Annotated in this window: 22 protein-coding genes; 14 read left to right on the top strand and 8 right to left on the bottom strand. The window is 72.2% G+C overall.

Features of this window, described 5'->3' with window-relative positions:
* Positions 1 to 64: 64 nt before the first annotated feature.
* Both AC07GB_RS00110 and AC07GB_RS00105 read left to right on the top strand, forming a co-directional pair.
* Complete coding sequence (locus AC07GB_RS00110) at positions 65 to 1,501, top strand: gamma-aminobutyraldehyde dehydrogenase (RefSeq protein ID WP_478840952.1); 1,437 nt, start codon at positions 65 to 67, stop codon at positions 1,499 to 1,501.
* 105 nt (positions 1,502 to 1,606) lie between these two features.
* Complete coding sequence (locus AC07GB_RS00105; RefSeq protein WP_478840951.1) at positions 1,607 to 2,779, top strand: polyamine ABC transporter substrate-binding protein; 1,173 nt, start codon at positions 1,607 to 1,609, stop codon at positions 2,777 to 2,779.
* Between the two features lie 94 nt (positions 2,780 to 2,873).
* Here AC07GB_RS00105 and AC07GB_RS00100 read toward each other — a convergent pair whose 3' ends face one another.
* Positions 2,874 to 3,485 carry a TetR/AcrR family transcriptional regulator gene (locus tag AC07GB_RS00100; RefSeq protein ID WP_478840950.1) on the bottom strand — a complete coding sequence of 204 codons (612 nt, stop codon included), beginning with the start codon at positions 3,483 to 3,485 and terminating at the stop codon, positions 2,874 to 2,876.
* A 153-nt stretch (positions 3,486 to 3,638) separates the two neighbouring features.
* On the opposite strand from AC07GB_RS00100, the gene AC07GB_RS00095 reads away from it, so the two are divergent.
* On the top strand, positions 3,639 to 4,385 hold the full coding sequence (locus tag AC07GB_RS00095) for an SDR family NAD(P)-dependent oxidoreductase (RefSeq protein ID WP_478840949.1): 747 nt from the start codon (positions 3,639 to 3,641) through the stop codon (positions 4,383 to 4,385).
* 108 nt (positions 4,386 to 4,493) lie between these two features.
* On the opposite strand, the gene AC07GB_RS00090 is transcribed toward AC07GB_RS00095, so the two are convergent.
* Positions 4,494 to 4,850, bottom strand: coding sequence for a winged helix-turn-helix transcriptional regulator (locus AC07GB_RS00090; RefSeq protein ID WP_478840948.1), 357 nt, complete (start codon positions 4,848 to 4,850; stop codon positions 4,494 to 4,496).
* 79 nt (positions 4,851 to 4,929) lie between these two features.
* Between AC07GB_RS00090 and AC07GB_RS00085 the strand changes: the two genes are divergently transcribed.
* Positions 4,930 to 5,571: an NADPH-dependent F420 reductase gene (locus AC07GB_RS00085; RefSeq protein WP_478840947.1), complete on the top strand. Its 642-nt coding sequence runs from the start codon at positions 4,930 to 4,932 to the stop codon at positions 5,569 to 5,571.
* A gap of 17 nt (positions 5,572 to 5,588) precedes the next feature.
* Here the strand turns inward: AC07GB_RS00085 and AC07GB_RS00080 are convergent, their stop codons facing one another.
* The 4 genes from AC07GB_RS00080 to AC07GB_RS00065 all read right to left on the bottom strand — a co-directional run bounded on the left by AC07GB_RS00080 (position 5,589) and on the right by AC07GB_RS00065 (position 8,840).
* Positions 5,589 to 6,377, bottom strand: a complete 789-nt coding sequence (locus tag AC07GB_RS00080) for an SAM-dependent methyltransferase (protein ID WP_478840946.1) — start codon at positions 6,375 to 6,377, stop codon at positions 5,589 to 5,591.
* The gene (locus AC07GB_RS00075) at positions 6,374 to 7,093 is read right to left on the bottom strand and encodes a glycerophosphodiester phosphodiesterase (RefSeq protein WP_478840945.1); all 720 of its coding nucleotides are present in this window, start codon (positions 7,091 to 7,093) and stop codon (positions 6,374 to 6,376) included. Before AC07GB_RS00075 ends, AC07GB_RS00080 begins: the two co-directional genes overlap by 4 nt.
* Positions 7,094 to 7,131: 38 nt before the next feature.
* Positions 7,132 to 8,178 (bottom strand): adenosine deaminase, encoded by a 1,047-nt coding sequence (locus AC07GB_RS00070; protein WP_478840944.1) that lies wholly within the window; start codon positions 8,176 to 8,178, stop codon positions 7,132 to 7,134.
* 119 nt (positions 8,179 to 8,297) lie between these two features.
* Positions 8,298 to 8,840, bottom strand: coding sequence for an NADAR family protein (locus tag AC07GB_RS00065; protein ID WP_478841392.1), 543 nt, complete (start codon positions 8,838 to 8,840; stop codon positions 8,298 to 8,300).
* A gap of 355 nt (positions 8,841 to 9,195) precedes the next feature.
* Here AC07GB_RS00065 and AC07GB_RS00060 point away from each other — a divergent pair, with 355 nt between their 5' ends.
* From AC07GB_RS00060 to AC07GB_RS00025, 8 genes are all read left to right on the top strand, one after another.
* The gene (locus tag AC07GB_RS00060; RefSeq protein WP_478840943.1) at positions 9,196 to 10,722 is read left to right on the top strand and encodes a gamma-aminobutyraldehyde dehydrogenase; all 1,527 of its coding nucleotides are present in this window, start codon (positions 9,196 to 9,198) and stop codon (positions 10,720 to 10,722) included.
* An 88-nt stretch (positions 10,723 to 10,810) separates the two neighbouring features.
* Positions 10,811 to 12,055, top strand: a complete 1,245-nt coding sequence (locus tag AC07GB_RS00055; RefSeq protein WP_478840942.1) for an ABC transporter substrate-binding protein — start codon at positions 10,811 to 10,813, stop codon at positions 12,053 to 12,055.
* 79 nt (positions 12,056 to 12,134) lie between these two features.
* A complete protein-coding gene (locus AC07GB_RS00050) occupies positions 12,135 to 13,280 on the top strand; it encodes an ABC transporter ATP-binding protein (RefSeq protein WP_478840941.1) in 1,146 nt (381 codons plus the stop codon).
* Complete coding sequence (locus AC07GB_RS00045) at positions 13,277 to 14,203, top strand: ABC transporter permease (protein ID WP_478840940.1); 927 nt, start codon at positions 13,277 to 13,279, stop codon at positions 14,201 to 14,203. The genes AC07GB_RS00050 and AC07GB_RS00045 overlap by 4 nt, the downstream gene beginning before the upstream one ends.
* Positions 14,203 to 15,015, top strand: coding sequence for an ABC transporter permease (locus AC07GB_RS00040; RefSeq protein ID WP_478840939.1), 813 nt, complete (start codon positions 14,203 to 14,205; stop codon positions 15,013 to 15,015). Before AC07GB_RS00045 ends, AC07GB_RS00040 begins: the two co-directional genes overlap by 1 nt.
* A 75-nt stretch (positions 15,016 to 15,090) precedes the next feature.
* On the top strand, positions 15,091 to 16,509 hold the full coding sequence (locus AC07GB_RS00035; RefSeq protein ID WP_478840938.1) for an NAD(P)/FAD-dependent oxidoreductase: 1,419 nt from the start codon (positions 15,091 to 15,093) through the stop codon (positions 16,507 to 16,509).
* 207 nt (positions 16,510 to 16,716) lie between these two features.
* The gene (locus AC07GB_RS00030) at positions 16,717 to 17,229 is read left to right on the top strand and encodes a hypothetical protein (protein ID WP_478840937.1); all 513 of its coding nucleotides are present in this window, start codon (positions 16,717 to 16,719) and stop codon (positions 17,227 to 17,229) included.
* 176 nt (positions 17,230 to 17,405) lie between these two features.
* Positions 17,406 to 18,482, top strand: a complete 1,077-nt coding sequence (locus AC07GB_RS00025) for a chitinase (RefSeq protein WP_478840936.1) — start codon at positions 17,406 to 17,408, stop codon at positions 18,480 to 18,482.
* Here AC07GB_RS00025 and AC07GB_RS00020 read toward each other — a convergent pair.
* Together AC07GB_RS00020 and gabT are read right to left on the bottom strand one after the other, a co-directional pair.
* A complete protein-coding gene (locus AC07GB_RS00020) occupies positions 18,436 to 19,035 on the bottom strand; it encodes a phosphatase PAP2 family protein (RefSeq protein ID WP_478840935.1) in 600 nt (199 codons plus the stop codon). The genes AC07GB_RS00025 and AC07GB_RS00020 overlap by 47 nt on opposite strands.
* 478 nt (positions 19,036 to 19,513) lie before the next feature.
* Complete coding sequence (gene gabT / locus AC07GB_RS00015; protein ID WP_478840934.1) at positions 19,514 to 20,848, bottom strand: 4-aminobutyrate--2-oxoglutarate transaminase; 1,335 nt, start codon at positions 20,846 to 20,848, stop codon at positions 19,514 to 19,516.
* 296 nt (positions 20,849 to 21,144) lie between these two features.
* Between gabT and AC07GB_RS00010 the strand changes: the two genes are divergently transcribed.
* Positions 21,145 to 23,295: a type IV secretory system conjugative DNA transfer family protein gene (locus tag AC07GB_RS00010; RefSeq protein ID WP_478840933.1), complete on the top strand. Its 2,151-nt coding sequence runs from the start codon at positions 21,145 to 21,147 to the stop codon at positions 23,293 to 23,295.
* Between the two features lie 281 nt (positions 23,296 to 23,576).
* Complete coding sequence (locus AC07GB_RS00005; RefSeq protein WP_478840932.1) at positions 23,577 to 25,151, top strand: PucR family transcriptional regulator; 1,575 nt, start codon at positions 23,577 to 23,579, stop codon at positions 25,149 to 25,151.
* The last annotated feature ends 96 nt before the right edge of the window (positions 25,152 to 25,247 follow it).

The raw sequence follows: 25,247 nt of genomic DNA, 5'->3' as shown, positions 1-25,247 counted from the left end.
AAAGCGTCGGTGTACGGACTAGGGTGGGTGTCTCAACCACTGGACACTGACTGGAGGGCCGGAAGTGAGCACCGAGCTGCGCCGTCTGCGCAACTACATCAACGGAGAATTCCGGGACGCGGCCGACGGACGGACCACCGAGGTGATCAACCCGGCGACCGGCGAGGCGTACGCCGTGGCGCCGCTGTCCGGCCAGGCCGACGTCGACGCGGCCATGAAGGCCGCCGCCGACGCCTTCCCGGCCTGGCGCGACCTCGTGCCCGCCGAGCGGCAGAAGGCGCTGCTGAAGATCGCGGACGCCTTCGAGGAGCGCGCCGAGGAGCTCATCGCCGCCGAGGTCGAGAACACGGGCAAGCCGGTCGGCCTCACCCGCTCCGAAGAGATCCCGCCGATGGTCGACCAGATCCGCTTCTTCGCGGGGGCGGCCCGGATGCTGGAGGGCCGCGCCGCCGGTGAGTACATGGAGGGTCTGACCTCCATCATCCGCCGCGAGCCGGTCGGCGTCTGCGCGCAGGTCGCGCCGTGGAACTACCCGATGATGATGGCCGTGTGGAAGTTCGCCCCGGCCCTCGCCGCGGGCAACACGGTCGTCCTCAAGCCGTCGGACACCACCCCGGCGTCGACCGTCCTGATGGCCGAGATCATCGGTTCCGTCGTGCCGCCCGGCGTCTTCAACGTGGTCACGGGCGACCGCGACACCGGTCGCATGATGGTCGAGCACCCGACCCCGGCGATGGCCTCCATCACCGGCTCGGTGCGCGCGGGCATGCAGGTGGCCGAGTCGGCCGCCAAGGACCTCAAGCGCGTCCACCTGGAGCTGGGCGGCAAGGCGCCCGTCGTGGTCTTCGAGGACACCGACATCGCCAAGGCCGTCGAGGACATCTCGGTGGCGGGCTTCTTCAACGCGGGCCAGGACTGTACGGCCGCGACCCGCGTTCTCGTCCACGAGTCCATCCACGACGAGTTCGTCACCGCCCTCGCCAAGGCCGCCGCCGACACCAAGACCGGCCTGCCCGACGACGAGGACGTGCTGTACGGCCCGCTGAACAACGCCAACCAGCTGGCGCAGGTCTCCGGCTTCATCGACCGGCTGCCCGCGCACGCCAAGGTCGAGGCGGGCGGCCACCGGGTCGGCGAGAAGGGCTACTTCTACGCGCCGACCGTGGTCTCCGGGCTCAAGCAGGACGACGAGATCATCCAGAAGGAGGTCTTCGGCCCGGTCATCACCGTGCAGTCCTTCACGGACGAGGCCCAGGCCGTCGGCTACGCGAACGGCGTGGAGTACGCCCTCGCCTCCTCGGTGTGGACCAAGGACCACGCCCGCGCGATGCGCATGTCCAAGGTCCTCGACTTCGGCTGCGTCTGGATCAACACGCACATCCCGCTGGTCGCCGAGATGCCGCACGGCGGCTTCAAGAAGTCCGGCTACGGCAAGGACCTGTCGGCGTACGGCTTCGACGACTACACGCGCATCAAGCACGTGATGACGTCGATCGACTGACGGCGTCCGGCCCCGCGCGGGGCTGACGTTCTGCGGCGTCTTCGGGGCGGGCGGTGGACACCTTGTCCATTGCCCGCCCCTCGTGCGTGAAGTGAGGGTGGGGGCATGACAGTTGCCGCACGTCGTACGTTCCTCAAGGGCATCGGCGCGGCGGGAGCCCTCGGCGCCCTCGCGGGCTGCGGGGTGCCCGCCGCGTACGTCGACGCGTCGGACCGCGCCGCGAAGGACCGCTCGGGCCGGGAGAGGAAGCTGACCTTCGCCAACTGGCCGCTGTACATCGACACCGACGATCGGGACAAGTCCAGGCGCCCCACGCTCGACGCCTTCGAGAAGCGGACCGGCATCGACGTCCGCTACACCGAGGAGATCAACGACAACGACGAGTTCTTCGGCAAGATCAGCCCCTCCCTGATGAACCATCAGGAGACCGGCCGGGACCTCATCGTCATCAGCGACTGGATGTGCGCGCGCTTCGTACGCCTCGGCTGGGTGCAGGAGATGGACCGCGCCCGGCAGCCCAACGTGGCCCGGCACCTCGACCCGATCCTGCGCACGCCGCACTTCGACGAGGGCCGGAGGTTCTCCGTGCCGTGGCAGTCGGGCATCACCGGCATCGCGTACAACAAGCGGCGGCTCGGCCGCGAGATCCGGCACGTGGCGGACCTGTGGGCCGACGACCTGAAGGGCAGGGTCACGCTCCTGTCCGGGCTCGACGAGGCGTTCGCGCTGCTCATGCAGGGCGAAGGCGTCGACATCAGGAAGTGGACCGGGGACGACTTCCACCGCATGTGCGACCGCCTGGAGAAGCGCGTGAGCGGCCATCACATCCGCCGCTTCACCGGCAACGACTACATCAAGGACCTCGCCAGTGGGGACGTCCTCGCCTGCCAGGCCTACAGCGGCGACGTCATCCAGCTCCAGGCCGACGACCCCGACATCGCGTTCGTCGTCCCCGAGGAGGGCGCCGAGCTGTGGGCCGAGTCCCTGATGATCCCCAACCTCGCCCGCCACAAGCGCAATGCCGAGCGCCTGATCGACCACTACTACGACCCCGAGGTCGCGGCCGGGCTCGCCGCGTGGGTCAACTACGTCTGCCCCGTGCCCGCGGCCCGCGACGTCCTCGCCTCCTCCAAGGACAAGGACCTGGCCGCACTCGCCGAGGACCCGCTGGTCTTCCCCGACGACGCGATGCGCCGACGGCTCGCGATCGCGCGGGACATCACGTCGGAGGAGCGCACGGAGTTCGCGCGGCGGTGGAACGCGATCGTGGGGTTGTAGGCCCCGCGCCGCCCCCGGCCCGCGCCTCCCGCCTCGTATCGCCCCCGGCCCGCGCCGCCCCCGGCCCGCACCTCGCGCCGCACGGCCGCCCGGGCTACGCGCCGGGCGCCAGCACCGCCTCCCAGGCCGCCATCGCCCGGTCCACCGTCCTGTCCAGGCTCGCGCGGGACGCGCCGTCGCGGGCCTGGACGGACATGCCCTGGACGACCGTGGTGTAGAAGGCGGCCACGGCCTCCGTGTCCGTGGTGGCGGGGAGTTCGCCCTCGTCGACGCCGCGGCGCAGGCGCTCGGCCATCATCTCGGCGCCCGCCCTGCGCCAGGTCGCCAGGTGCGCGCGCACCGGCTCGTTCGCCGGTGAGCAGTTGGTGGCGGCAAGCACGATCATGCAGCCGGTCGGCCGGTCCTTCTCGGTGTACGCGCGGGCGTTCTCGCGCAGGACCGCCTCGACGGCACCGCGCGCGGTGGGCACCTCCGTGAACGCGCGCGTCATGGCCGAGCCCTCGGTGGCGCTGTACAGGGACACCGCCTCCTGGAACAGCTGCTCCTTGGAGCCGAACGCGGCGTACAGGCTGGGCGAGGCGATGCCCATGGCGGCGGTGAGGTCGGTCATCGACGTCGCCTCGTACCCGTGCTCCCAGAACACCTCCATGGCCCGGCGAAGGGCCGTCTCCCGGTCGAAGCCCCGGGGCCGTCCGCGTCCCGCCACGCTCCCCACCTCATTTCTGTAGTGACTGACAAATATAGGCCTTGACGTGGCGGAACGCCCGTGTGAAAGTTTCTGTGCCGATCGACACAGAATTGGCGCCGCGGCACACGGCTTCGCGTGCCGCCCTACGCGACGAGAGATTTGGGGCAGGGGATGACGGACCTCCAGGGCAAGGCCGCGCTGGTCACGGGCGGCAGCCGGGGCATCGGGGCGGCGATCGTCAGGCGGCTCGCGCGGGACGGGGCCGACGTGGCGTTCACCTACGTGAGCCCCGCGGGCAAGGCGAAGGCCGAGGGTGTCGTCGCCGAAGTGGAGGCGCTCGGGCGGCGGGCGGTGGCCATCCAGGCCGACGCGGCGGACGCGGCGGCGGTCACCGGCGCGGTGGAGCGGGCGGCCCGTGAGCTGGGCCGCCTCGACATCCTGGTGAACAACGCGGGCGTGTTCCCGAGCGGGCCGGTGGAGGAGGTCGGCCTGGAGGAGCTGGACCGCACCCTGGCGATCCACGCCCGCGCGGCGTTCCTCGGCGCCCAGGCCGCGCTCGCGCACCTGCCGGAGGGCGGGCGCATCGTGAGCATCGGCAGCAACCTCGTGGGCCGCGCGCCCTTCCCGAACATCGTGCTGTACTCCATGAGCAAGTCCGCCCTGACCGGCTTCACCAAGGCCCTCGCCCGTGAGCTGGGCCCGCGCGGGATCACCGTCAACCTCGTCCACCCCGGCTCCACGGACACCGACATGAATCCGGCCGACGGCCAGAGCGCCGACTTCCAGCGCGGCCTGTCCGCCCTCGGCCGCTACGCGGAGGCGGACGACATCGCTGCCACGGTGGCGCACCTGGTGGGACCCGGTGGGCGCTCGATCACGGGGGCGGACATCACGGTGGACGGCGGCACCAACGCGTAGGCGCTTCGCTGGATTGGGCTCGATTTCGTCTGCTGGCCTGTGGGGGCTGGGCGCGCAGTTCCCCGCGCCCCTACGGGGCGCTTCCCCCCGGGGGTGCTCCCCCCCCCGCTAAGAGGCCTCCGCTCGGTCCTGGGCTGCCAAGACCTCGTCGCCGTGGGTGAAGGCCCAGGCGCCGAACGCCTCGATGGGCGGGAGCAGGGTGCGGCCCAAGGCGGTGAGGCCGTACTCCACGTGCGGCGGGGAGCCGGGGTACGAGCGGCGGGTCACCAGGCCGTTGTACTCCAGGCGCCGCAGCGTCTCGGTCAGCACCTTGGAGCTGATGCCGCCGATCTGCTCCCGGAGTTCGCCGGGGCGGCGCGGGCCGTCGCGCAGGGCCCAGAGGGTTACGGCGTTCCAGGTGTGGGAGAGCAGGTCGAAGGCAAGCCGGGCCCGGCAGTCGGCCAGGAAGTCATGGGGTTCGCTCACGTACCGAATGGTGCCTGAGGTCCTTCCTACTGTCGTCTCGTGCCCCGGACCAGGGGCGCGGTGACAGGGAGGAACAGGCATGCGCATCGGTGTACTCGGGACCGGGAACATGGCGGACGCGCTCGGCGGGCAGTGGGCGCGGGCGGGGCACGAGGTGTTCGTGGGCGGGCGGGACGCGGCACGGGCGGCCGGGCTCGCGGCGCGGATCGGGGCGACCGGACACGGATCGCTGCGGGACGCGGCGGAGTTCGGCGACGGCGCCGTTCTCTACGCGCTGCCGTACGGGGCGGGAGAGGACGTGGTGACCGGGCTCGCCGACAGCCTGCGCGGGCGGGTGCTCGTGGACTGCTGCAACCCGGTGGGGGAGGGCTTCGCGCTGCTCACGGAGCGCGGTCCGGCCGCCGCCGAGCGGCTCGCGGCCGCCGCGCCCGGCACCCGCGTGGTCAAGGCCTTCAACCTGTGCCACGAGAGCGTGTGGCGGATGACCCCGCCGGTCTTCGACGGGCAGCGGCTCGCGGTGCCGCTGTGCGGGGACGACGCCGAAGCTTGCGATGTCGTACGGGAGTTGGTGCGTGACCTCGGGTGCGAGGCGTACGACGCCGGCGGGCTCGGGCGGGCCGGGCTCCTGGAGGCGACGGCGGCGCTGCTCATCGATCTGTGGGTGGGGCGGGGCGTGGACGCGCGGGCGATCGTGCCGCCGCTCGCCCGCGCCGGGGGCTGACGCGGCCGCGGTGCGGGCTACGGCTTGCGGGCCACCGCGCCGAACTGGGGGACCACGGGACCTTGGGGGTAGCGCCAGCGTGCGCAGGACTCGATGCCCGGTTCGAGGAGTTCGAGGCCTTCGAAGTAGGCGTGGAACTCGGCGCGGGTGCGGCCGGTGATCGGCGGCGTGGCGTTCTCGTTCCAGAAGTCCATCGCGGCCTGGTTGCCCGCGCCGCCGACGTCGGCGTCCAGGGTGGGGTGGGTCAGGACGAGGTAACTGCCCGACGGCACCCCGTCCATGAGGGTCCGTACGATCCGGAGCGTGTCGTCCGTGTCCGGGATGAAGTTCAGGATGCCGAGCAGCATCACCGCGACCGGCCGGGTCAGGTCGAGCGTGCCGGCGGCGGCCTGAAGGATCTCGCGCGCGTTGCGGGCGTCCTGGTCGATGTACGTCGTCACGCCCTCGGGAGAGCTGGTGAGCAGCGCGTGGGCGTGGGTCAGGACGATCGGGTCGTTGTCGACGTAGACGATGCGCGCGTCCGGGGCCAGGCGCTGCGCCACCTCGTGGGTGTTCTCGCCGGTGGGCAGGCCGGTGCCGATGTCGAGGAGCTGGCGGATGCCCCGGTCACCCACGAGGTGGGCGACCGCCCGGCCGAGGAACGGGTCCGCGCGCGCCACTTCGCCGATGCCGGGGAACATCTCGGTGACCCGCGCGCCGACCGCCCGGTCCACCTGGTAGTTGTCCTTGCCGCCCAGCCAGTAGTTCCACACCCGTGCGTTGTGCGCGATGTCCGTGCGGATCCTGCCGGTGCTGTCTGCCCTCACGCCTGCGGTTCCTTCCCCGTCCCCTGGCCCTGCCGTCCCAGCACGGTGGCGAGCGCGTCCATGCGGTTCGTGGTGATCGAGTCCACTCCGTGGGACACGAGCTTACGCATGGTGCGGCGGGTGTCGGCAGTCCACGCGGAGATCAGGTATCCCTGCGCGTGGACGTGGTCGGCGAGTTCCCGACTCACAAGGCCGAAGCGGTAGTTGAGCCAGCGGGGCGCGATCGCGGCGAGCAGGGCGTGCCGCGGCGGCGCGAGCGTCTTCCACGTGAGGGAGATCTCCGCCGCCGGGTCCGCGGCCCGCACCGCGAGCATCGCTTCGGGGCCCGCGCAGTAGTACACGCGGTCCGCGGCGCCGCACTCGCCGACGACGCCGACGACCGTACGGACCGTGTCCCGCGAGGCGTCGGGGTCCGGCAGGTCCACGAGGACGCGGTGGCCCTCGGTCTCCTTGAGCGCCTCCGCCAGCGTGGGTACGCCGCCCTCGGTGACGCCCCTGACCTCGGCGGCGGAGAGCGCGGCCAGGGGCCGGTCGTGCTCCCACAGGCGGTCGAGGGTGGCGTCGTGCAGCAGCACGGGGACGCCGTCGGCGGTCAGGCGGACGTCGATCTCCACGGCGTCCGCGCCCCGGGCCAGCGCGGCGCGCAGGGACGGCAGGGTGTTCTCGCGGACGCGGTAGGGGTCGCCTCGGTGGGCCACGGCAGTCACGGTGCGCATGGGCTCATTGTGACGGCCGTGGTCCCCTGGGGCCGGACTCAGCGGGACAGCCACGCCTCCGTGTACGTGTCGATCTCCTCGGTGATGCGCCGCTTGCCCGCCTCGTCGAGGAAGGACACCTCCACGGCGTTCTTCGCGAGGGCCGCGATGCCGCGCTCGTCGAGGTCGAGGAGGCGGGCGGCGACGCCGTACTCGTTGTTGAGGTCCGTGCCGAACATCGGCGGGTCGTCGGAGTTGATCGTCACGATGACCCCGGCGTCCACGAACTGCTTGAGCGGGTGCGCGTCGAGGGTGGTGACCGCGCGCGTGGCGATGTTCGACGTCGGGCAGACCTCCAGCGGGATGCGGTGCTCCGCGAGGTGTGCGAGGAGCTTCGGGTCCCGGGCGGAGCTGGTGCCGTGGCCTATGCGCTCGGCGCGCAGGTGCGTCAGGGCGTCCCACACGGTCTGAGGGCCCGTGGTCTCGCCCGCGTGCGGCACGGAGTGCAGGCCCGCCGCGATGGCCCGGTCGAAGTACGGCTTGAACTGCGGGCGCGGCACGCCGATCTCCGGGCCGCCGAGGCCGAAGGAGACCAGGCCCTCGGGGCGGATGCCGTCGGTGGTGGCGAGGCGCACGGTCTCCTCGGCCGACACGAGGCCCGCCTCGCCGGGGATGTCGAAGCACCAGCGCAGGACGACGTTCAGCTCCGCCTCCGCCGTCTTGCGGGCCTCCTCGATGGCGGCCATGAAGGCGCGCTCGTCGATGCCGCGGCGGGTGGAGGAGAACGGGGTGATGGTCAGCTCGGCGTAGCGCACGTTCTGCCGGGCCAGCTCGCGGGCCACCTCGTAGGTGAGGAGGTGGACGTCCTCCGGGGTGCGGATGAGGTCGACGACGGACAGATACACCTCGACGAAGTGGGCGAAGTCCGTGAACGTGAAGTAGTCGACCAGGGCCTCGGGGTCCGTCGGCACCCTGGAGTCGGGGTGGCGGGCGGCGAGGGCGGAGACGATGCGGGGGGAGGCCGAGCCGACGTGGTGGACGTGCAGTTCCGCCTTGGGCAGCCCCGCGATGAAGCTGCCGGCGCGGGATGCGGTCGTCTCGGTCATGGTTCCTCCCCGGAACAAGGTTGATCGGCTGATCGGGTGACCCTCGCGGGGGTCCGGGTCATCGTAAGCGCGGGGGCGGCCGGGCGGGCCCGGGGCCCGGGGTCCCGCCCGGCGGCCCGTCAGCGCAGCTCGGCCCTCGCCGCCATCAGGGCGAAGCCCAGGAGGTTCGTGCCGCGCCACGCGGCGGGGTCGTCGGCCCGGGGGTCGTCGGCGGCGAGGCCGATGCCCCACACCGGGTCGACGGGGCTGGCCTCGACCAGGACCCGCTCACCGGTGCCCACCAGATACGCCCGCAGCGCGGGGTCGGAGGCGAACTTCCGCACGCTGCCTTCGGTCACCACGGCGAACCGCTCCCGCTCCCACACCCGCTGGTCGAAGTCGCGCACGAGACGGCCCGCCCGCTTCGCCTCGGCGGGTGTGCGGGCCGCGAGCACCGCGCGCTCGGCCTGAGCGTCGCCGAAGAGGCGGGCCTTGGCGGCCATCATCCAGTGCTCCGCCGTCGCGTACGCGACCCCGTCGGCGGTGAAGGGCGAGGGCCACCACTGGCTGAAGCAGCTCGCGCCGAGGGTGCCGTCGCGGCGCGGGGTGTGGCCCCAGAAGTGCACGTACTTCAGCCGGCGTCCCGCCCGCACCGCGGCCGTCAGATCGGCCACCGACCGGATGTCGTCCGTGCCGGAACGCGTGCTGGAAGGCGTGCCGGAACGCGTGCCGGAAGGCGTGCCGGAACGCGTGCCGGAAGGCGTGCTGGAAGGCTTGTCGTCCGTGCCGGAACGCATGTCGGACCGCGTGTCCGCCCCCGTGATCTCACTCATGCACGCCACCCTGGCACGCGCCACGGACATTCCGTCCGTCCTTTTCCGGGGGGACTCGACACCTGGTCGACAGATTCCGTCGCTTAACCAAAAGGCAACTACGGAATCACTTGTTGGACTATCGACCCTCTGTCAGGATCGGCACTCAAATCGATCTGGAACGACGCCGCCCCCTCATCGAGGCCGGACGGCGGAGGAGAGCGGCATGCACACATTCCAGGCGCGCGACCAGTTCTTTCCGGCGCGGGAGCACTTCGCGGACGGCGCGCAGTACATCGCGGGGCGGCTCACGCGCGGCACCTCGGGCCGGCGGCACGCGGTCGTGGACCCGGCCACGGGCGACGAGGTGCTCGGCTACGAGCTGGCGGGCGCCGAGGACGTGGACGCGGCCGTGGCCGCCGCGCGCGCCGCGTTCCCCGCCTGGGCGGGCGCGAGCCCCGGCGAGCGCTCCGACGCGATGCACCGCTTCGCCGCCGAGCTGTCCGCCCGCGCGGAGGATCTCGCCCGGGCGGAGACCGTCCAGTGCGGCAAGCCGATCAAGCTGAGCCGCGAGTTCGACGTCCCGGGCACCATCGACAACACCGCCTTCTTCGCGGGCGCGGCCCGCCACCTCCAGGGCCAGTCCGCGGGGGAGTACGACGGCGGCGACCACACCTCGTACGTACGCCGTGAGGCCATCGGCGTCGTGGGGTCCATCGCGCCCTGGAACTACCCCCTCCAGATGGCCGCCTGGAAGGTGCTCCCCGCCATCGCCGCCGGGAACACCATCGTCCTCAAGCCCTCCGAGCTGACGCCCCTCACCTCGCTGATGTTCGCGCAGGCCGCGACCGCCGCCGGGATCCCGGCCGGGGTGGTCAACGTCGTCACCGGGGCGGGCCGCGAGGCCGGTGAGCATCTCGTGGGCCACCCGGACGTGGCCATGACCTCCTTCACCGGCTCCACCGGCGTCGGCAAGCGGGTCGCGGAGGTCGCCACCGCCACCGTCAAGCGCCTCCACCTGGAGCTGGGCGGCAAGGCCCCGTTCGTCGTGTTCGACGACGCCGACCTGGAGTCCGCCGTGCACGGCGCCGTCGCGGGCGCCCTGATCAACACCGGCCAGGACTGCACGGCCGCCACCCGCGCCTACGTCCAGCGGCCGCTGTACGACGCCTTCGTCGCCGGGGTCGCAGACCTGATGGCGACCGTGCGGCTCGGCGACCCCTGCGACCCGGCCACCGACCTCGGCCCGCTGATCTCGCACGCCCACCGCGACCGCGTGGCCGGCTTCGTCGAGCGGGCCCGCGGCTACGCGCGCGTGGTCACCGGCGGCGAGGCCCCCGAGCACCCGGGCGCCTACTACAAGCCCACCCTGATCACCGGCGCCGCGCAGGACAGCGAGGCCGTCCAGGCGGAGATCTTCGGGCCCGTCCTCGTGGTGCTGCCCTTCGACAGCGACGACGAGGGCATCCGGCTCGCCAACGACACGCCGTACGGGCTCGCCGCGTCCGCCTGGACCCACGACGTGTTCCGCGCGGGCCGCGCCACCCGTGAGATCAAGGCCGGGTGCGTCTGGGTCAACGACCACATCCCGATCCTCAGCGAGATGCCGCACGGCGGCTACAAGGCCTCCGGCTACGGCAAGGACATGTCCGCCTACTCCTTCGAGGAGTACACGCAGATCAAGCACGTCATGTTCGACAACACCGCGGTGGCCAGGAAGGACTGGCACCGCACGATCTTCGGGGACCGATAGTCAGCTCGGGCCGGGGCGCCGCGAGACCGGGTGGCGCCCGCCCCTCACCCCTCCCGCAAGGGACCCTCCCGAAAGGGCAGAGAAGCGCATGGAGCAGTACGAGCCCGACCGCCTCTCCCCGGCCCAGCGGGCCGCCCTGCGGCGCGGCCTGACCAGTGGCCGGGCCGCGCTCACCCGCCGCTCACTCCTGCGCGCCACGGGCGGCGGCGCCCTCGCCGCGGGCGGACTCGGCGCCCTGAGCGCCTGCGGCATCCCCGCCGCGGGCAAGGGCACAGGCGGCATCGCCGCCGAGGACCGCTCGGCGAAGGAGAAGCGCGTGAACTTCTCCAACTGGACCGAGTACATGGACGTGGACGACGACAAGCGGCGGCCCACCCTCGACGCGTTCACCCGGCGCACCGGCATCACGGTCAAGTACACCGAGGACATCAACGACAACAGCGAGTTCTTCGGGAAGGTCAAGCCGCAGCTCGCCGCGGGCCAGGACACAGGGCGCGACCTCATCTGCGTCACCGACTGGCTCGCGGCCCGCCTCATCCGCTTCGGCTGGGTGCAGCGGCTCGACGCGGCCCAGCTGCCGCACGCCTACGCCAATCTGTCCGCCCAGTTCCGCTCGCCCGACTGGGACCCCGGACGCGCCTACTCCTACCCCTGGACCGGCATCTCCGCCGTCATCGCGTACAACAAGAAGGCGACCGGCGGGAAGGAGATCACCTCGGTCTCGCAACTCCTCGACGAGCCGAGGCTCAAGGGCCGCGTCGGGTTCCTCTCCGAGATGCGCGACACCGTCGGCATGACCCTGCTCGACATGGGCAAGGACCCGGCCGCCTTCAAGGACGACGACTTCGACGCGGCGATCGCACGCCTCCAGAAGGCCGTCGACAAGCGGCAGATCCGCCGCTTCACCGGCAACGACTACACCGCCGACCTCGACAAGGGCGACATCGCCGCGTGCGTGGCCTGGGCCGGTGACGTCGTCCAGCTCAAACTGTCCAACCCCGACGTCGAGTTCGCCATCCCCGACAGCGGTTACATCACGTCCACCGACAACCTGCTGATCCCCAACAAGGCCCGCCACAAGCGCAACGCCGAGCGGCTCATCGACTACTACTACGAGCCCGAGCCCGCGGCCCGGCTCGCCGCGTTCATCAACTACGTGTGCCCGGTGGACGGCGTCCGCGACGAACTCGCCAAGATCGACCCGAAGGCGGCGCGCAACCCGCTGATCCTGCCGGACAAGGAGATGGCGGCGAAGTCCCACGCCTTCCGGTCGCTCACGCCGAAGGAAGAGACGGCGTACGAGGAGAAGTTCGCCCGGCTCTCGGGCTCCTGAACCCGCCCCCGCGGGCCGCACAGGACCCGCCCGCGGCCCCCCGGCCGTCCCGACCGCTCACCACCTCTGGGAAGAACTCATGACCGAAACCAGCGGCGACGTCCGCCTGACCGGGATCAGCAAGACCTACGGCTCCTTCACCGCCGTCCACCCGCTCGACCTCACCGTGCCCCAGGGCTCGTTCTACGCGCTGCTCGGCGCCTCCGGCTGCGGCAAGACCACCACGCTCCGCATGATCGCGGGCCTGGAGGAGCCCAGCTCCGGCACGGTGTGCCTGGGCGAGCAGGACGTCACCGCGCTGCCGCCCTACAAGCGGCCCGTGAACACCGTCTTCCAGTCGTACGCGCTCTTCCCGCACCTCGACATCTTCGAGAACGTGGCCTTCGGCCTGCGCCGGCGCGGCATCAAGTCGGTGAAGAAGCAGGTCGGCGAGATGCTCGACCTCGTCCAGCTCGGCGAGCAGGCCCGCAAGAAGCCGCACCAGCTCTCCGGCGGCCAGCAGCAGCGCGTCGCCGTGGCCCGCGCGCTCATCAACCACCCCAAGGTGCTCCTCCTCGACGAGCCGCTCGGCGCCCTGGACCTGAAGCTGCGCCGCCAGATGCAGCTGGAGCTGAAGCGCATCCAGACCGAGGTCGGCATCACCTTCGTGCACGTCACGCACGACCAGGAGGAGGCCATGACCATGGCCGACACGGTCGCGGTGATGAACGGCGGCCGCGTCGAGCAGCAGGGCGCCCCCGCCGAGCTGTACGAGAACCCGCGCACCACGTTCGTCGCCAACTTCCTCGGCACCTCCAACTTCATCGCGGCCGAGGTCGACTCGGTCAGCGGCGACGACGTGGTCCTCAGGGCGGGCGACGGCAAGCTCCTGCTGCCCAGGGCGCGATGTACCGCCACCACGAGCCCCGGCGGCAAGGTCCTCGTCGGGGTGCGCCCCGAGAAGATCACCCTCACCCACGCCGACGACGCGGGCACCGTCCCGGACGGCCGCAACCGCATCACCGGCCGCGTGGTCACCTCCAGTTTCATCGGCGTCTCCACGCAGTACGTCATCGACAGCCCCGTCTGCGACGCCTTCGAGGTGTACGCGCAGAACATCGAGCGGGACCCCCGCCTTGCCCCGGGCGCCGACGTCGTCCTGCACTGGAACCCCGCCCACACCTTCGGCCTGGACGCGGACCAGGACGTCCAGGCGGGCGTCGAGAAGGTCGAGGAGGACGCGTGACGGCCCCCGTCAAGGCGCCCGTCGAGGACGCCCCCGCCCCGGCCCCCGCGCGGCCCCGCAGGCGCGGCCGCCTCGTGCCCTACTGGCTGCTGCTCCCCGGCATCCTGTGGCTGATCGTCTTCTTCGCCCTGCCGCTGGTCTACCAGGCCTCGACGTCCGTGCAGACCGGGTCCCTCGAAGAGGGCTACAAAGTCACCTGGCACTTCGCGACGTACTGGGACGCGCTCGGCGACTACTGGCCGCAGTTCCTGCGCTCGGTGCTGTACGCGGGGGCCGCCACGGCCTTGTGCCTGCTGCTCGGCTATCCGCTGGCGTACCTCATCGCGTTCCGCGCGGGCCGCTGGCGCAATCTGATCCTGGTGCTCGTCATCGCGCCGTTCTTCACGAGCTTCCTCATCCGCACGCTCGCCTGGAAGACGATCCTCGCCGACGGCGGGCCCGTCGTCGGCGCCCTGAACACGCTGCACGTCCTGGACGTCACCAACTGGCTCGGCGCGACCGACGGCGACCGGGTCCTCGCCACGCCGCTCGCGGTGGTCTGCGGACTCACGTACAACTTCCTGCCGTTCATGATCCTGCCGCTCTACACGTCCCTGGAGCGCATCGACCCCCGGCTCCACGAGGCGGCGGGCGACCTCTACGCGCGGCCTTCCACGACGTTCCGCAAGGTCACCTTCCCGCTGTCGATGCCAGGTGTCGTCTCCGGCACCCTGCTGACCTTCATTCCGGCCGCCGGTGACTACGTGAACGCCGACCTGCTCGGCTCCACCGACACGCGCATGGTCGGAAACGTCATCCAGACGCAGTTCCTGCGCATTCTGGATTACCCGACGGCGGCGGCCCTGTCCTTCATCCTGATGGCCGCCATTCTGATCATGGTGACGTTCTACATCCGCAAGTCGGGAACGGAGGATCTGGTCTGATGGGCCCGTTCGTCGCATTCGGCCGCCGGCTGCGCCGGAACCTCGTCGTCATCTTCGGGCTCCTCACGCTCGGCTATCTCCTGCTGCCCAACGTCGTCGTCACGGTCTTCTCCTTCAACAAGCCGAAAGGCCGCTTCAACTACTCCTGGCAGGAGTTCTCGACCGACGCCTGGCAGGACCCGTGCGGCGTCGCCGACATGTGCGGCTCGCTCTCCCTCAGCCTCCGGATCGCCTTTTTCGCGACGCTCGGCGCCACCGTGCTCGGCACGATGATCGCCTTCGCGCTCGTGCGCTACCGCTTCCGGGCGCGCGGCGCCGTCAGCTCGCTGATCTTCCTGCCCATGGCGATGCCCGAGGTCGTCATGGCCGCCTCGCTGCTCACGCTGTTCCTCAACATGGGCGCGCAGCTCGGCTTCTGGACCGTCCTGATAGCCCACATCATGTTCTGCCTGAGCTTCGTGGTGACCGCGGTGAAGGCCCGCGTGATGTCGATGGACCCGCGCCTGGAACAGGCCGCGCAGGACCTCTACGCCGGGCCCGTGCAGACCTTCCTGCGGGTCACGCTGCCGATCGCGGCACCGGGCATCGCGGCGGGCGCGCTCCTCGCCTTCGCCCTCTCCTTCGACGATTTCATCATCACGAACTTCAACGCCGGATCGACTGTGACCTTCCCCATGTTCGTCTGGGGATCCGCACAGCGGGGTACGCCCGTTCAGATCAATGTGATCGGTACGGCGATGTTCCTCATCGCCGTCGTTCTCGTACTGGCAGGAATGCTGATCGGAAGGCGCCGCGCGAAGCGGGCGGGCTGACCCGAGAAAGGCCGTGCCCGTGCCGTTCCCAGCAGTTCTGTGCAGCCCTACGCAATTCTCAAGGGAGTGGAAATCATGGCCCCTGCTGCCATGAACCGTTGGACCAAGTCTCTTTCCGAAGCCAAGCCGGTCCCGTACTGGCTGGACGATCCGGGCAAGCCCGGCCCCGAGCCCGCGCTCGTCGGGGACGAGCGCGCCGACCTGCTCGTCGTCGGCGGCGGCTACAGCGGCCTGTGGACCGCCCTGCTCGCCAAGGAGCGCGACCCCGGCCGCGACGTCGTCCTCGTCGAGGGGCGCGAGATCGGCTGGGCCGCCTCCGGGCGCAACGGCGGCTTCTGCGCCGCGTCCCTCACCCACGGCGTGCCCAACGGCCTGGCCCGCTGGCCGGACGAGATCGCCAGGCTCGAGGAGCTGGGCGCCCGCAACCTCGACGGGATCGAGGCGGCCGTCGAGCGCTACGGCATCGACTGCGACTTCGAGCGCACCGGCGAGATCGACGTCGCGACGCAGCCGCACCAGCTCGCCGAACTCCACGAGATGTACGAGGAGATGGCCGCCCGCGGCCTCACCGGCTCCGCCGAGATGCTGGACGCGGACGAGCTGCGCGCGCAGGTCGACTCGCCGACCTTCCTCGGCGGCTTCTGGGACCGCGACGGCGTCGCCCTGCTGCACCCGGCGAAGCTCGCCTGGGGCCTCAAGCGCGTCTGCCGCGAGCTGGGCGTGCGCGTGTACGAGAACACGCCCGCGCTCCAGCTGGCCCCCGCCGGCGCGGGGATGGCGATCCGCACCCCGTACGGCAGGGTCTTCGCCCGCCATGTCGCGCTCGGCACGAACGTCTTTCCGTCCCTGGTCAAGCGGGTGCGCGCGTACACGGTCCCGGTGTACGACTACGCGCTCATGACCGAGCCGCTCTCGCCGGAGCAGCTGTCCGCCATCGGCTGGAAGAACCGCCAGGGCCTCGGCGACGCGGCCAACCAGTTCCACTACTTCCGGCTCTCCGCGGACAACCGCGTCCTGTGGGGCGGGTACGACGCGATCTACCCCTTCGGCGGCAAGGTGCGCGCCGAGTACGACCACCGCCCCGAGACGTACGCGAAGCTCGCCGGGCACTTCTTCACCTGCTTCCCGCAGTTGGAGGGCCTGCGGTTCACGCACGCGTGGGGCGGCGCCATCGACACGTGCTCGCGCTTCTCGGCGTTCTTCGGCACGGCGCACGGGGGCCGGGTCGCGTACGCCGCCGGATACACGGGCCTCGGCGTCGGCGCCACGCGCTTCGGCGCCGACGTGATGCTGGACCTCCTCGCGGGCGAGCGCACCGAGCGGACCGAGCTGGAGATGGTCCGCTCCAAGCCGCTGCCGTTCCCGCCCGAGCCGTTCGCCTGGACGGGGGTGACCCTGACCAAGTGGGCGCTGGCCCGCGCGGACGCCAACGCGGGCAAGCGGAACGTCTGGCTCAGGACGATGGACAAGCTGGGGCTCGGCTTCGACAGCTGACCCCCTGAGAGCGGTGGCCCGCGCGCGGCCGCCCGGTCGGCGCGCGGGTGGACATACGCCCGCCGTTGTCCACCGGCGCACGCCCCCACCGTGCCGTGACACGCTTCACTACCAGCCAGTAGCCGAATCCGCGTAACGCTCGGCTCCCGAAGCCCTCTCCCTCGTGTCAGGCATTCGTACGGCACATGGAGACAGGGAGGTCCGCCCATGAACGGTTCGGGCGCGAAATCGGCGGTGGAGTGGCTGGTGTCGGTGGCGCCGGATCCGGAGGCCTGCCGCTGGGAGTGGGAGCGCAACCCCTTGGGGGTCGCGCTGCTCCCGGCGGGCAGGCTCTGGGATGTTCTGATCCTGCCGGGCGAGCTGGGTCACCCCACCCTTGACGTGCTGACGCGGGTCGTGGACCGGCTGGGCCCGGTCCTCGCCGACTTCGGCGACGGCCGGATGGGGTTCTTTGTGCCGCCGGGCACGGTCGCCCGCTGGGTGGGCACGGGGGTGCGCGGCGCGGGGCGCGGCACCTGGATCGTGGTGCCCTTCCCGGGGCGCTCCACGGGCGCCGTGCGCTGGCTGATCCCACCGGACGGCTCGGGCACGCTGGTCGACCCGGCGCTGCTGGAGCTGGCGATGCACGAGGCGGCGGCGCGGATCGCGCGGGACGCGCGGGCTGAACGGGATGCCTGGGGCGCCGCCCCTCGTGACCCGGGTGAGCCGCGCCCCGAGTGACCCTTCGCCCCGTTCTCGGTGACAGGGCCTTGACAAGGGCATTGGTCTGGACCAACTTGAGTGTGTCCTGCTCTCCAACACCCCCACCTCTGGAGGCAGTTGTGGCACTCGTTCCTCGCCCGCGGGTTCGTCGTGGCTGGTCGCGCAGTTCCCCGCGCCCCTTCGGGGCGCTGGCGTTGGCGCTCGCGGTCTGCGGAGTGTCAGCGGTCCAGAGTCCGCAGGCGGCGGCTTCGGACCGGGCCCTGCCCACCCACGCCCTCGTCGGCTACCTCCACACCAGCTTCGCCAACGGCTCCGGCTACACGCGCCTCGCCGACACCCCGGCCAGCTGGGACGTCATCGACCTGGCCTTCGGCGAGCCGACCTCCGCGACGTCCGGCGACATCCGCTTCGGCCTCTGTCCCAGGACGGAGTGCCCGAACGTCGAGACGAAGGACGAGTTCAAGGCCGCCGTCAAGGCCAAACAGGCCCAGGGCAAGAAGGTCCTGATCTCCATCGGCGGCCAGAACGGCCAGGTCCAGCTCACCACCACCCAGGCCCGGGACAAGTTCGTCTCCTCCGTGTCGGCGATCATCGACGAGTACGGGCTCGACGGCCTGGACATCGACTTCGAGGGCCACTCCCTCTCCCTCAACGCGGGCGACACCGACTTCAAGAACCCCAGGAGCCCGGTGATCGTCAACCTCATCTCCGCCGTGAAGACCCTCAAGGCCAAGTACGGCCCCGGCTTCACCCTCACCATGGCGCCCGAGACCTTCTTCGTGCAGCTCGGCTACCAGCACTACGGCCCCGGCCAGTGGGGCGGCGACCCGCGCGCGGGCGCGTACCTGCCGGTCATCCACGCGCTGCGCGACGACCTGACCCTGCTGCACGTCCAGGACTACAACTCGGGCCCGGTCATGGGCCTCGACAACCAGTACCACCAGATGGGCGGCGCGGACTTCCACATCGCCATGACCGACATGCTCCTCACCGGCTTCCCGGTCAAGGGCAACGCGGCCAACGTCTTCCCGCCCCTGCCCCCCGAGAAGATCGCCATCGGCATGCCCGCGTCCCCGCAGGCGGGCAACGGCCACGTACCGCCCGGCGAGGTCAACAAGGCCCTCGACTGCCTCACCAAGAACACCAACTGCGGCTCCTACAAGCCCCACGGCAAGTGGCCCGCCCTGCGCGGCCTGATGACCTGGTCCATCAACTGGGACCGCTTCAACAACGGGGAGTTCTCGAAGAACTTCGACGCGTACTTCGGCTGAGCGACACGCCCCCGATGAGCACCCCGCACAGCAGCCAGCTCGCCAGGACGTCCGCGGGCCAGTGGTACCCGCGGACGACCAGGCCGAGCCCCACGGCGAGGTTCACCAGGGCCCAGACCGCGCCCAGGGCACGGGGAGCGCGCAGGAAGGGCAGGAGCAGCAGCGCGGCGGCGCCGTAGGCGACGGTGGCGGTGGCCGCGTGCCCGGAGGGGTAGTAGCCGGTGCCGTCCATGCCCGGCGGGGCGCCGCGGTCGACCGCGGCCTTCAGAGGTACGACCACGGCGGGCACGGCGGCCATGGCGACCACCGCCACCAGCGGCGCGAGCCACCAGCGGCACGCGCCGCTCCGGAAGCCGCGCCACACCGCGAACACGAGGGCGGCGACGAGCACCGGCAGCGCGACCGTCACGTTCCCCAGGTCGGCGAAGACCTCGGCGACGGACCGGGGCAGCACACCACCGGAGAGCGCGCGCCCAAGCCGCTCGTCGAGCCGGCGCGCGGGGCCGTCGGTGGTGATCTGCCAGGTGAGAAGGGCGAAGAGGAGGCCGCTCACCGCGAGGAGGAGCGCGCAAAGGGTCGGCCGCCCCGGAACAGGGGGGGTAGTTCCGGGGCGGCCGAGAGGACCGGGCTGGCGCGCGCCCCGGGGGGTTTGGGGCGGGTGGCCATCCGATCGGTGAGGAGTTCCGGAGCGCAGGGCCCCAGGAGTGTGCGCGAAGGCACGCCCAGGGCGGTGCTGGGGAGGCCCCGACCTGGTCTCGCTCACGGTCTCCCGTGAGCGGGGTGTTTCTCTCATCTGCAGAAACCGTACGTCAGTAGTTCGGGGGCCGACAGCCGGAAGGGCGTCCCGCCATGGGGCTCCCACACCTTCTTCACAGGCCCTGAACGTCACCGCAGGTCACGGACGGTGTACCAGGAGGGATCCGCACATGTCAGGAGGTGTGCCGGGCATGGCGCAGGGGCCGCCCCGCGGTGGGACGGCCCCTGCGCCAGAGGTGTGGACCGAGCGGCGCGTACGTCCGCGCCGGCGCGCGTCAGACCGTGGCGAACGCGGCCTCGATGATGTCCAGGCCCTCGTTCAGGAGGTCCTCGCCGATCACGAGCGGCGGCAGGAAGCGCAGGACGTTGCCGTAGGTGCCGCAGGTCAGGACGAGGAGGCCCTCGGCGTGGCAGGCCTTGGCGAGGGCGCCGGCCGCCTCCGGGTTCGGCTCCTTCGTCGCGCGGTCCTTGACCAGCTCGATCGCGATCATCGCGCCGCGGCCGCGGACGTCGCCGATGATGTCGAACTTCTCGGCCATCGCGGACAGGCGGGCCTTCATCGCGGACTCGATCTTCTTCGCCTTGGCGTTGAGGTCGAGTTCCTTCATCGTCTCGATGGCGCCGAGCGCGCCGGCGCAGGCCACCGGGTTGCCGCCGTAGGTGCCGCCGAGGCCGCCCGCGTGCGCGGCGTCCATGATCTCGGCGCGGCCGGTGACGGCGGCGAGCGGCAGGCCGCCCGCGATGCCCTTGGCCGTCGTGATCAGGTCCGGGACGATGCCCTCGTCCTCGCAGGCGAACCACTGGCCGGTGCGGCAGAAGCCGGACTGGATCTCGTCCGCGACGAAGACGATGCCGTTGTCGTTCGCGTACTGCACGATCTGGGGCAGGAACCCCTTGGCGGGCTCGATGAAGCCGCCCTCGCCGAGCACCGGCTCGATGATGATCGCGGCGACGTTGTCGGCGCCGACCTGCTTGTTGATCATGTCGATGGCCTGCTTGGCGGCCTCGGGCCCGGCGTTCTCGGCGCCGGTCGGCCAGCGGTAGCCGTACGCCACCGGCACGCGGTAGACCTCGGGCGCGAACGGGCCGAAGCCGTGCTTGTACGGCATGTTCTTCGCCGTCAGGGCCATCGTGAGGTTCGTCCGGCCGTGGTAGCCGTGGTCGAAGACGACGACGGCCTGGCGCTTGGTGTACGCGCGGGCGATCTTGACGGCGTTCTCGACGGCCTCGGCGCCGCTGTTGAAGAGGGCCGACTTCTTGGCGTGGTCGCCCGGGGTCAGCTCGGCGAGGGCCTCGGCGACCGCCACGTAACCCTCGTACGGCGTCACCATGAAACAGGTGTGGGTGAAGTCCGCGAGCTGCGCGGAGGCACGGCGCACGACGGCTTCGGCGGAGGCGCCGACGCTGGTCACCGCGATGCCGGAGCCGAAGTCGATCAGGCGGTTGCCGTCGACGTCCTCGATGATGCCGCCGCCCGCGCGGGCCGTGAACACGGGCAGCACCGAGCCCACGCCACCGGCGACCACGGCGGTCCTGCGGGCCTGCAACTCCTGGGACTTCGGCCCGGGAATGGCGGTGACGACGCGGCGCTCCTGGGGAATAGCGGTCATGAGAGCTCCTGGGGGTGGTGGGTCGTGCGGACGTCCTCGGGGCACGGCGGCTTTCCGGACGCGTATCTGGTCTTTCTCCGCAGGTTAGGGGCGGCGGGTGGGGGCGGGCATGCTCCATGGGGGAGAGGTTCGGCGTGGTGGTTGTCCGTGGTGGACATAGCCGGCGGCGAGGCGCCGCGGACGCCGGTCCGTGGGGTGATCGGCGTGCGCGCGGCCCAACGGCGGCACGCGGGCACTAGATTGAGCCGCGCACCAGCACACAGGGCCATGACAGGGCAGGTCAGGGGGCAAGGGCCATGACTTCCGACGGCACGTACGACGCTCGCGGCACGCATGCCACTCCGGTGCCGCGCGTGGCGCCGCCGCGCGGCGGCGCCACCGGGGATGCGGCTCCCGCCGTGCCGCCCAGGCCCGCGCGGGCGCCCGGCGCGCCGCCGCACACCCAGGGCGAGGAGTTCCTCGCCTGGCTGCGCACGCCCCGGCCGAAGGCGGCACCCGGCGTCTGGCGGTTCGGGCACGTGCCCCGGCCCGAGCAGGAGCCCGAGGTCATCCCGACCCGGCAGCTCCTCACGGGCGCGGGCATCGCGTTCCTCGTGGGCTGGCTGATCTGGTCGCTGCTCAACAACAACTACCTGGGTAGCTGGTGGATCGTTCCGCTGGAACTGTTCACACCGGACTCCTGGCGCACGAGCGACAGCCAGCTCGTCAACCTCATCGTCTGGGACGGCTACACCCTCCTCGTCGTGCTCGCCATCATGATCGGCGTCGGCAAGGTGGGCCGCTGGGACGAGATCTGGCGCCGCTTCGTCGCCCCGCGCCTGCGCGGCAAGGCGTCGGTGGACCCGGAGCCCGCGCCCGAGGAGGATCCCGCCCAGTGGCCGAAGCTGCGGGCCGGGGGCGCGGGGGCCGCCGCCGACCGGCTCGCCGCCGACGCCCGCGCGGGGCTGATGCGGGACATCGACGCCGCCCGCATCGCCCGCGCCTGGCGCTCCGTGCGCTCGGGGAACAACTCACTCGCCGCGTTCACCGACGCCGTCGTGCGCGACGGCGCCGCCGCCTGCCCGCACCCCTCCGGGGACCGCGACCTGCCCGCGCGGGCCGCCCGGCACGACCTCGCCACCGCGCAGGTGCGGCTCGGCACCACCGTGGACGACCCGCGCAACCCGTACGCCTACCGCGGCGCGGGCCTGGCCGTCGGCCCCGGCCTCATCGGCACCTCGCTGCTCGCCGTCGGGCCCGCGGGCTCCGGCAAGACCGGCAGCGTCGTCTGGCCGATCGCCGAGGGCTTGTGCCTCCAGGCGCTCGCCGGGCGCGCCGCCGTCGTGGTGGTCGGCGCGGCGGGCGCGGGACTCGGCCCCGGCGACGACTACGACGTGGTCGTCCGCATCGGACAGGCCGAGTCCGTGTACGACCTCGACCTGTACGGCGGCGCCACCGACCCGGACGAGGCGGCAGCGATGCTCGCCGAGGCGCTCGTGGGTGACCTCAGCGAGCACGGCGCTGCGCATCCGGGCGCCGACACCCGCCGCTCGACGACCGTCCTCGCCCAGCTCCTCGGCCCGTACCGCACGGTCCACGGCAGGTTCCCCTCCGTGCCCGAGCTGCGCGCCCTGCTCGACGGCATCCCCGAACCGCTCGACGCCCTGCGCAAGGGGCTCCAGGAGCTGGGGCACGAGGTCATGCTGCGCGAACTCGACGCCCGCGCGCGCCAGTCGGGTCACCCCGGCGACATCGGCGCCACCCTCGCGGACCGGCTCGCGCTGCTCGACCGGCCCGCGTTCGCCGCCTTCTTCGACACCTCGGGCCAGAGCACCCCGTTCTCGCTGCGGGCCCTCGACCACCCCGTGCGGGTCCGCATCGACCTGCCCGAACGCGGCCACGCCGACGCCTCGCGGATCCTCGCCCGGCTCGTCCTCGCCCAGTTCACGACCAGCGCCGCCGCGCGCGAGGACCGCTCGCTCTTCGCCTGCCTCGTCCTCGACGACGCCACCGGCACGGTCACGCCCGAGGCGGTCCGCAGGATCCAGCGGCTCAGGTCGGCCAACGCGGGCGTCGTCATGACCCTGCGGACCCTCGACGACGTGCCGCGCCCGCTGCGCACGCCGCTGCTCGGCGCCGTCGGCTGCCGCATGGCCCTGTCCGGGCTCACCCCCTGGGACGGACAGGACTTCGCGGAGGTGTGGGGCAAGGAGTGGACCGAGGCACGGGACATCACCGACCGGCAGATCATCGCCGAGACCCCCGCGGGCAAGGTCCTGCACGTGCTGCGCCGGGTGATCACGGGGCGCGCGCCCACCGCCCGCGCGGTCACCGTCCGCCAGGTCGAGCGCGAGCGCTGGTCGGCCTCCGAGCTGGCCCACGCGGTGCCGCCGGGGCACGCGGTCCTGTCCCTGACGGACGTACGAGGAGAGCACGCGCCGCCGTTGCTGGTGGACCTGCGGAGCTGACGGGCCCGGGCTCCGGGTTCCGGGTCCCGGGTTCCGGGTTCCGCCGGGGGACATACCAGGCAGGGCGCCCGTGGCGACCGTACGGTGAGGCAGAATCGACGGTAGCCGTCCTACGCGGCGGCCAAGAGATCACGGGCCGCACGGTGCGCTCGCCGGGCGCCCACGTGACCACCGGCCGCCGCCGCGACACCGGCCCCACCCGTTCCACGCCCGGCCCACCACCCGCACGGCGGTCCGCCGACCCGGCGCCCGCCCCCGTCGTCGTACGACCTGAAGGTCCCATGCCCCCCACGCTCGCCTCGCTCGTCCAGCACTCCGCGCTCAAACTCACCGTGCGCGCCGGCGAGGACCGCCTGGACACCCCCGTGCGCTGGGCCCACGTCAGCGAGCTGGCCGACCCCGTCCCGTACATGGAGGGCGGCGAACTGCTCCTGATCACCGCGCTCCAGCTGGACGCGGAGAACCCCGAGGCGATGCGGCGGTACGTGAAGCGGCTCGCAGGCGCGGGCGTCATCGGCCTCGGCTTCGCCGTCGGGGTGAACTACCCCGACATCCCCGCGGCCCTCGTCGACGCGGCCACCGAGGAGGACCTGCCGCTCATCGAGGTGCCGCGCCGCACCCCCTTCCTCGCCATCAGCAAGGCCGTGTCGGCCGCCATCGCCGCCGACCAGTACCGCGCCGTCACCGCGGGTTTCGCCGCCCAGCGCGAGCTGACCCGGCAGGCCCTCGGGGACGGCCCGGAAGGGCTGCTCGGCGCGCTCGCCGGACAGGTCGACGGCTGGGCCGCGCTGTACGACGCCTCCGGCGCCGTCGTCGCCACCGCGCCCGAGTGGGCCGCCCGCCGCGCCGCCCGGCTCACCCCTGACGTGGAGCGCCTGCGCGAGCGGACCGCCCCCGCCAGCCTCGTCGTGGCCGGGGCCGAGGACCGCGTCGAGCTGCACTCCCTGGGCACCGGGCGCCGTCCGCGCGCGGCCCTCGCCGTGGGCACGGCCTCGACCCTCGGCACCGCCGAGCGGTACGCCGTGCACTCCGCGATCGCCCTGCTCACCCTCACCACCGAGCGCTCCCGCTCCCTCCAGGCCGCCGAGGCCCGCATCGGCTCCGCCGTCCTGCGCATGCTGCTCGCCGGGGAGCCGGACCACGCCCGGGCCGTCGCCGGTGACCTGTACGGCGGGCTGCTCGACGCGCCCTTCCGGCTCGCGGTGGCCGAGGCCGTGGCGCCCTCGGCCGCCGACGAGGAGGGCGCCTGGGCCGCGGGGCTCGTCGACGCCGTCGAGGCCGCGGCCGCGCGCTGCGGCGAGGCCCTGCTCGTGGTGCCGTACGGCGAGCGCCTCGTGCTGCTCGTCGGCGACGGCGGGGCGGCGCAGCGGGCCGCCGTCGAGCACATGGCGCGGGCGGAGGCCGGCAGCCCCGAGCAGGCCGAAGGACCCGGGCTCCTGATGGGGCTCTCCGCGCCCGCGGGGACTGTCGCGGCCGCGCCCGCCTACAAGCAGGCCGAGCAGGCGCTCTCCGTGGCGCGGCGGCGCGGCAAGGCCCTCGTCGAGCACGAGGAGCTGGCCGCGGGCTCCGTCCTTCCGCTGCTCGCGGACGACGCGGTACGGGCGTTCGCGGACGGCCTGCTGCGCGCCCTGCGCGAGCACGACGCGACGGGGCGCGGGGACCTGGTCGCCTCGCTGCGGGCGTGGCTGTCGCGGCACGGTCAGTGGGACGCGGCGGCGGCGGACCTCGGGGTGCACCGGCACACGCTGCGCTACCGCATGCGGCGCGTCGAGGAGATCCTGGGGCGCTCCCTGGACGACCCGGACGTCCGCATGGAGCTGTGGCTGTCCCTCAAGGCGACGGCACCGGTGGACTAGGTGTATTGATCACGAGCGTTGTTGACACTGGCCGGGCTTGATCATGGCGAAGGCCCCCGTGTGTGGTGGAGGTGTCGAATCTTCACCGCACGGAGG

This window comes from Streptomyces sp. NPDC045778 (assembly GCF_056431945.1).
This window is presented reverse-complemented; position numbering and strand designations above follow the sequence as displayed.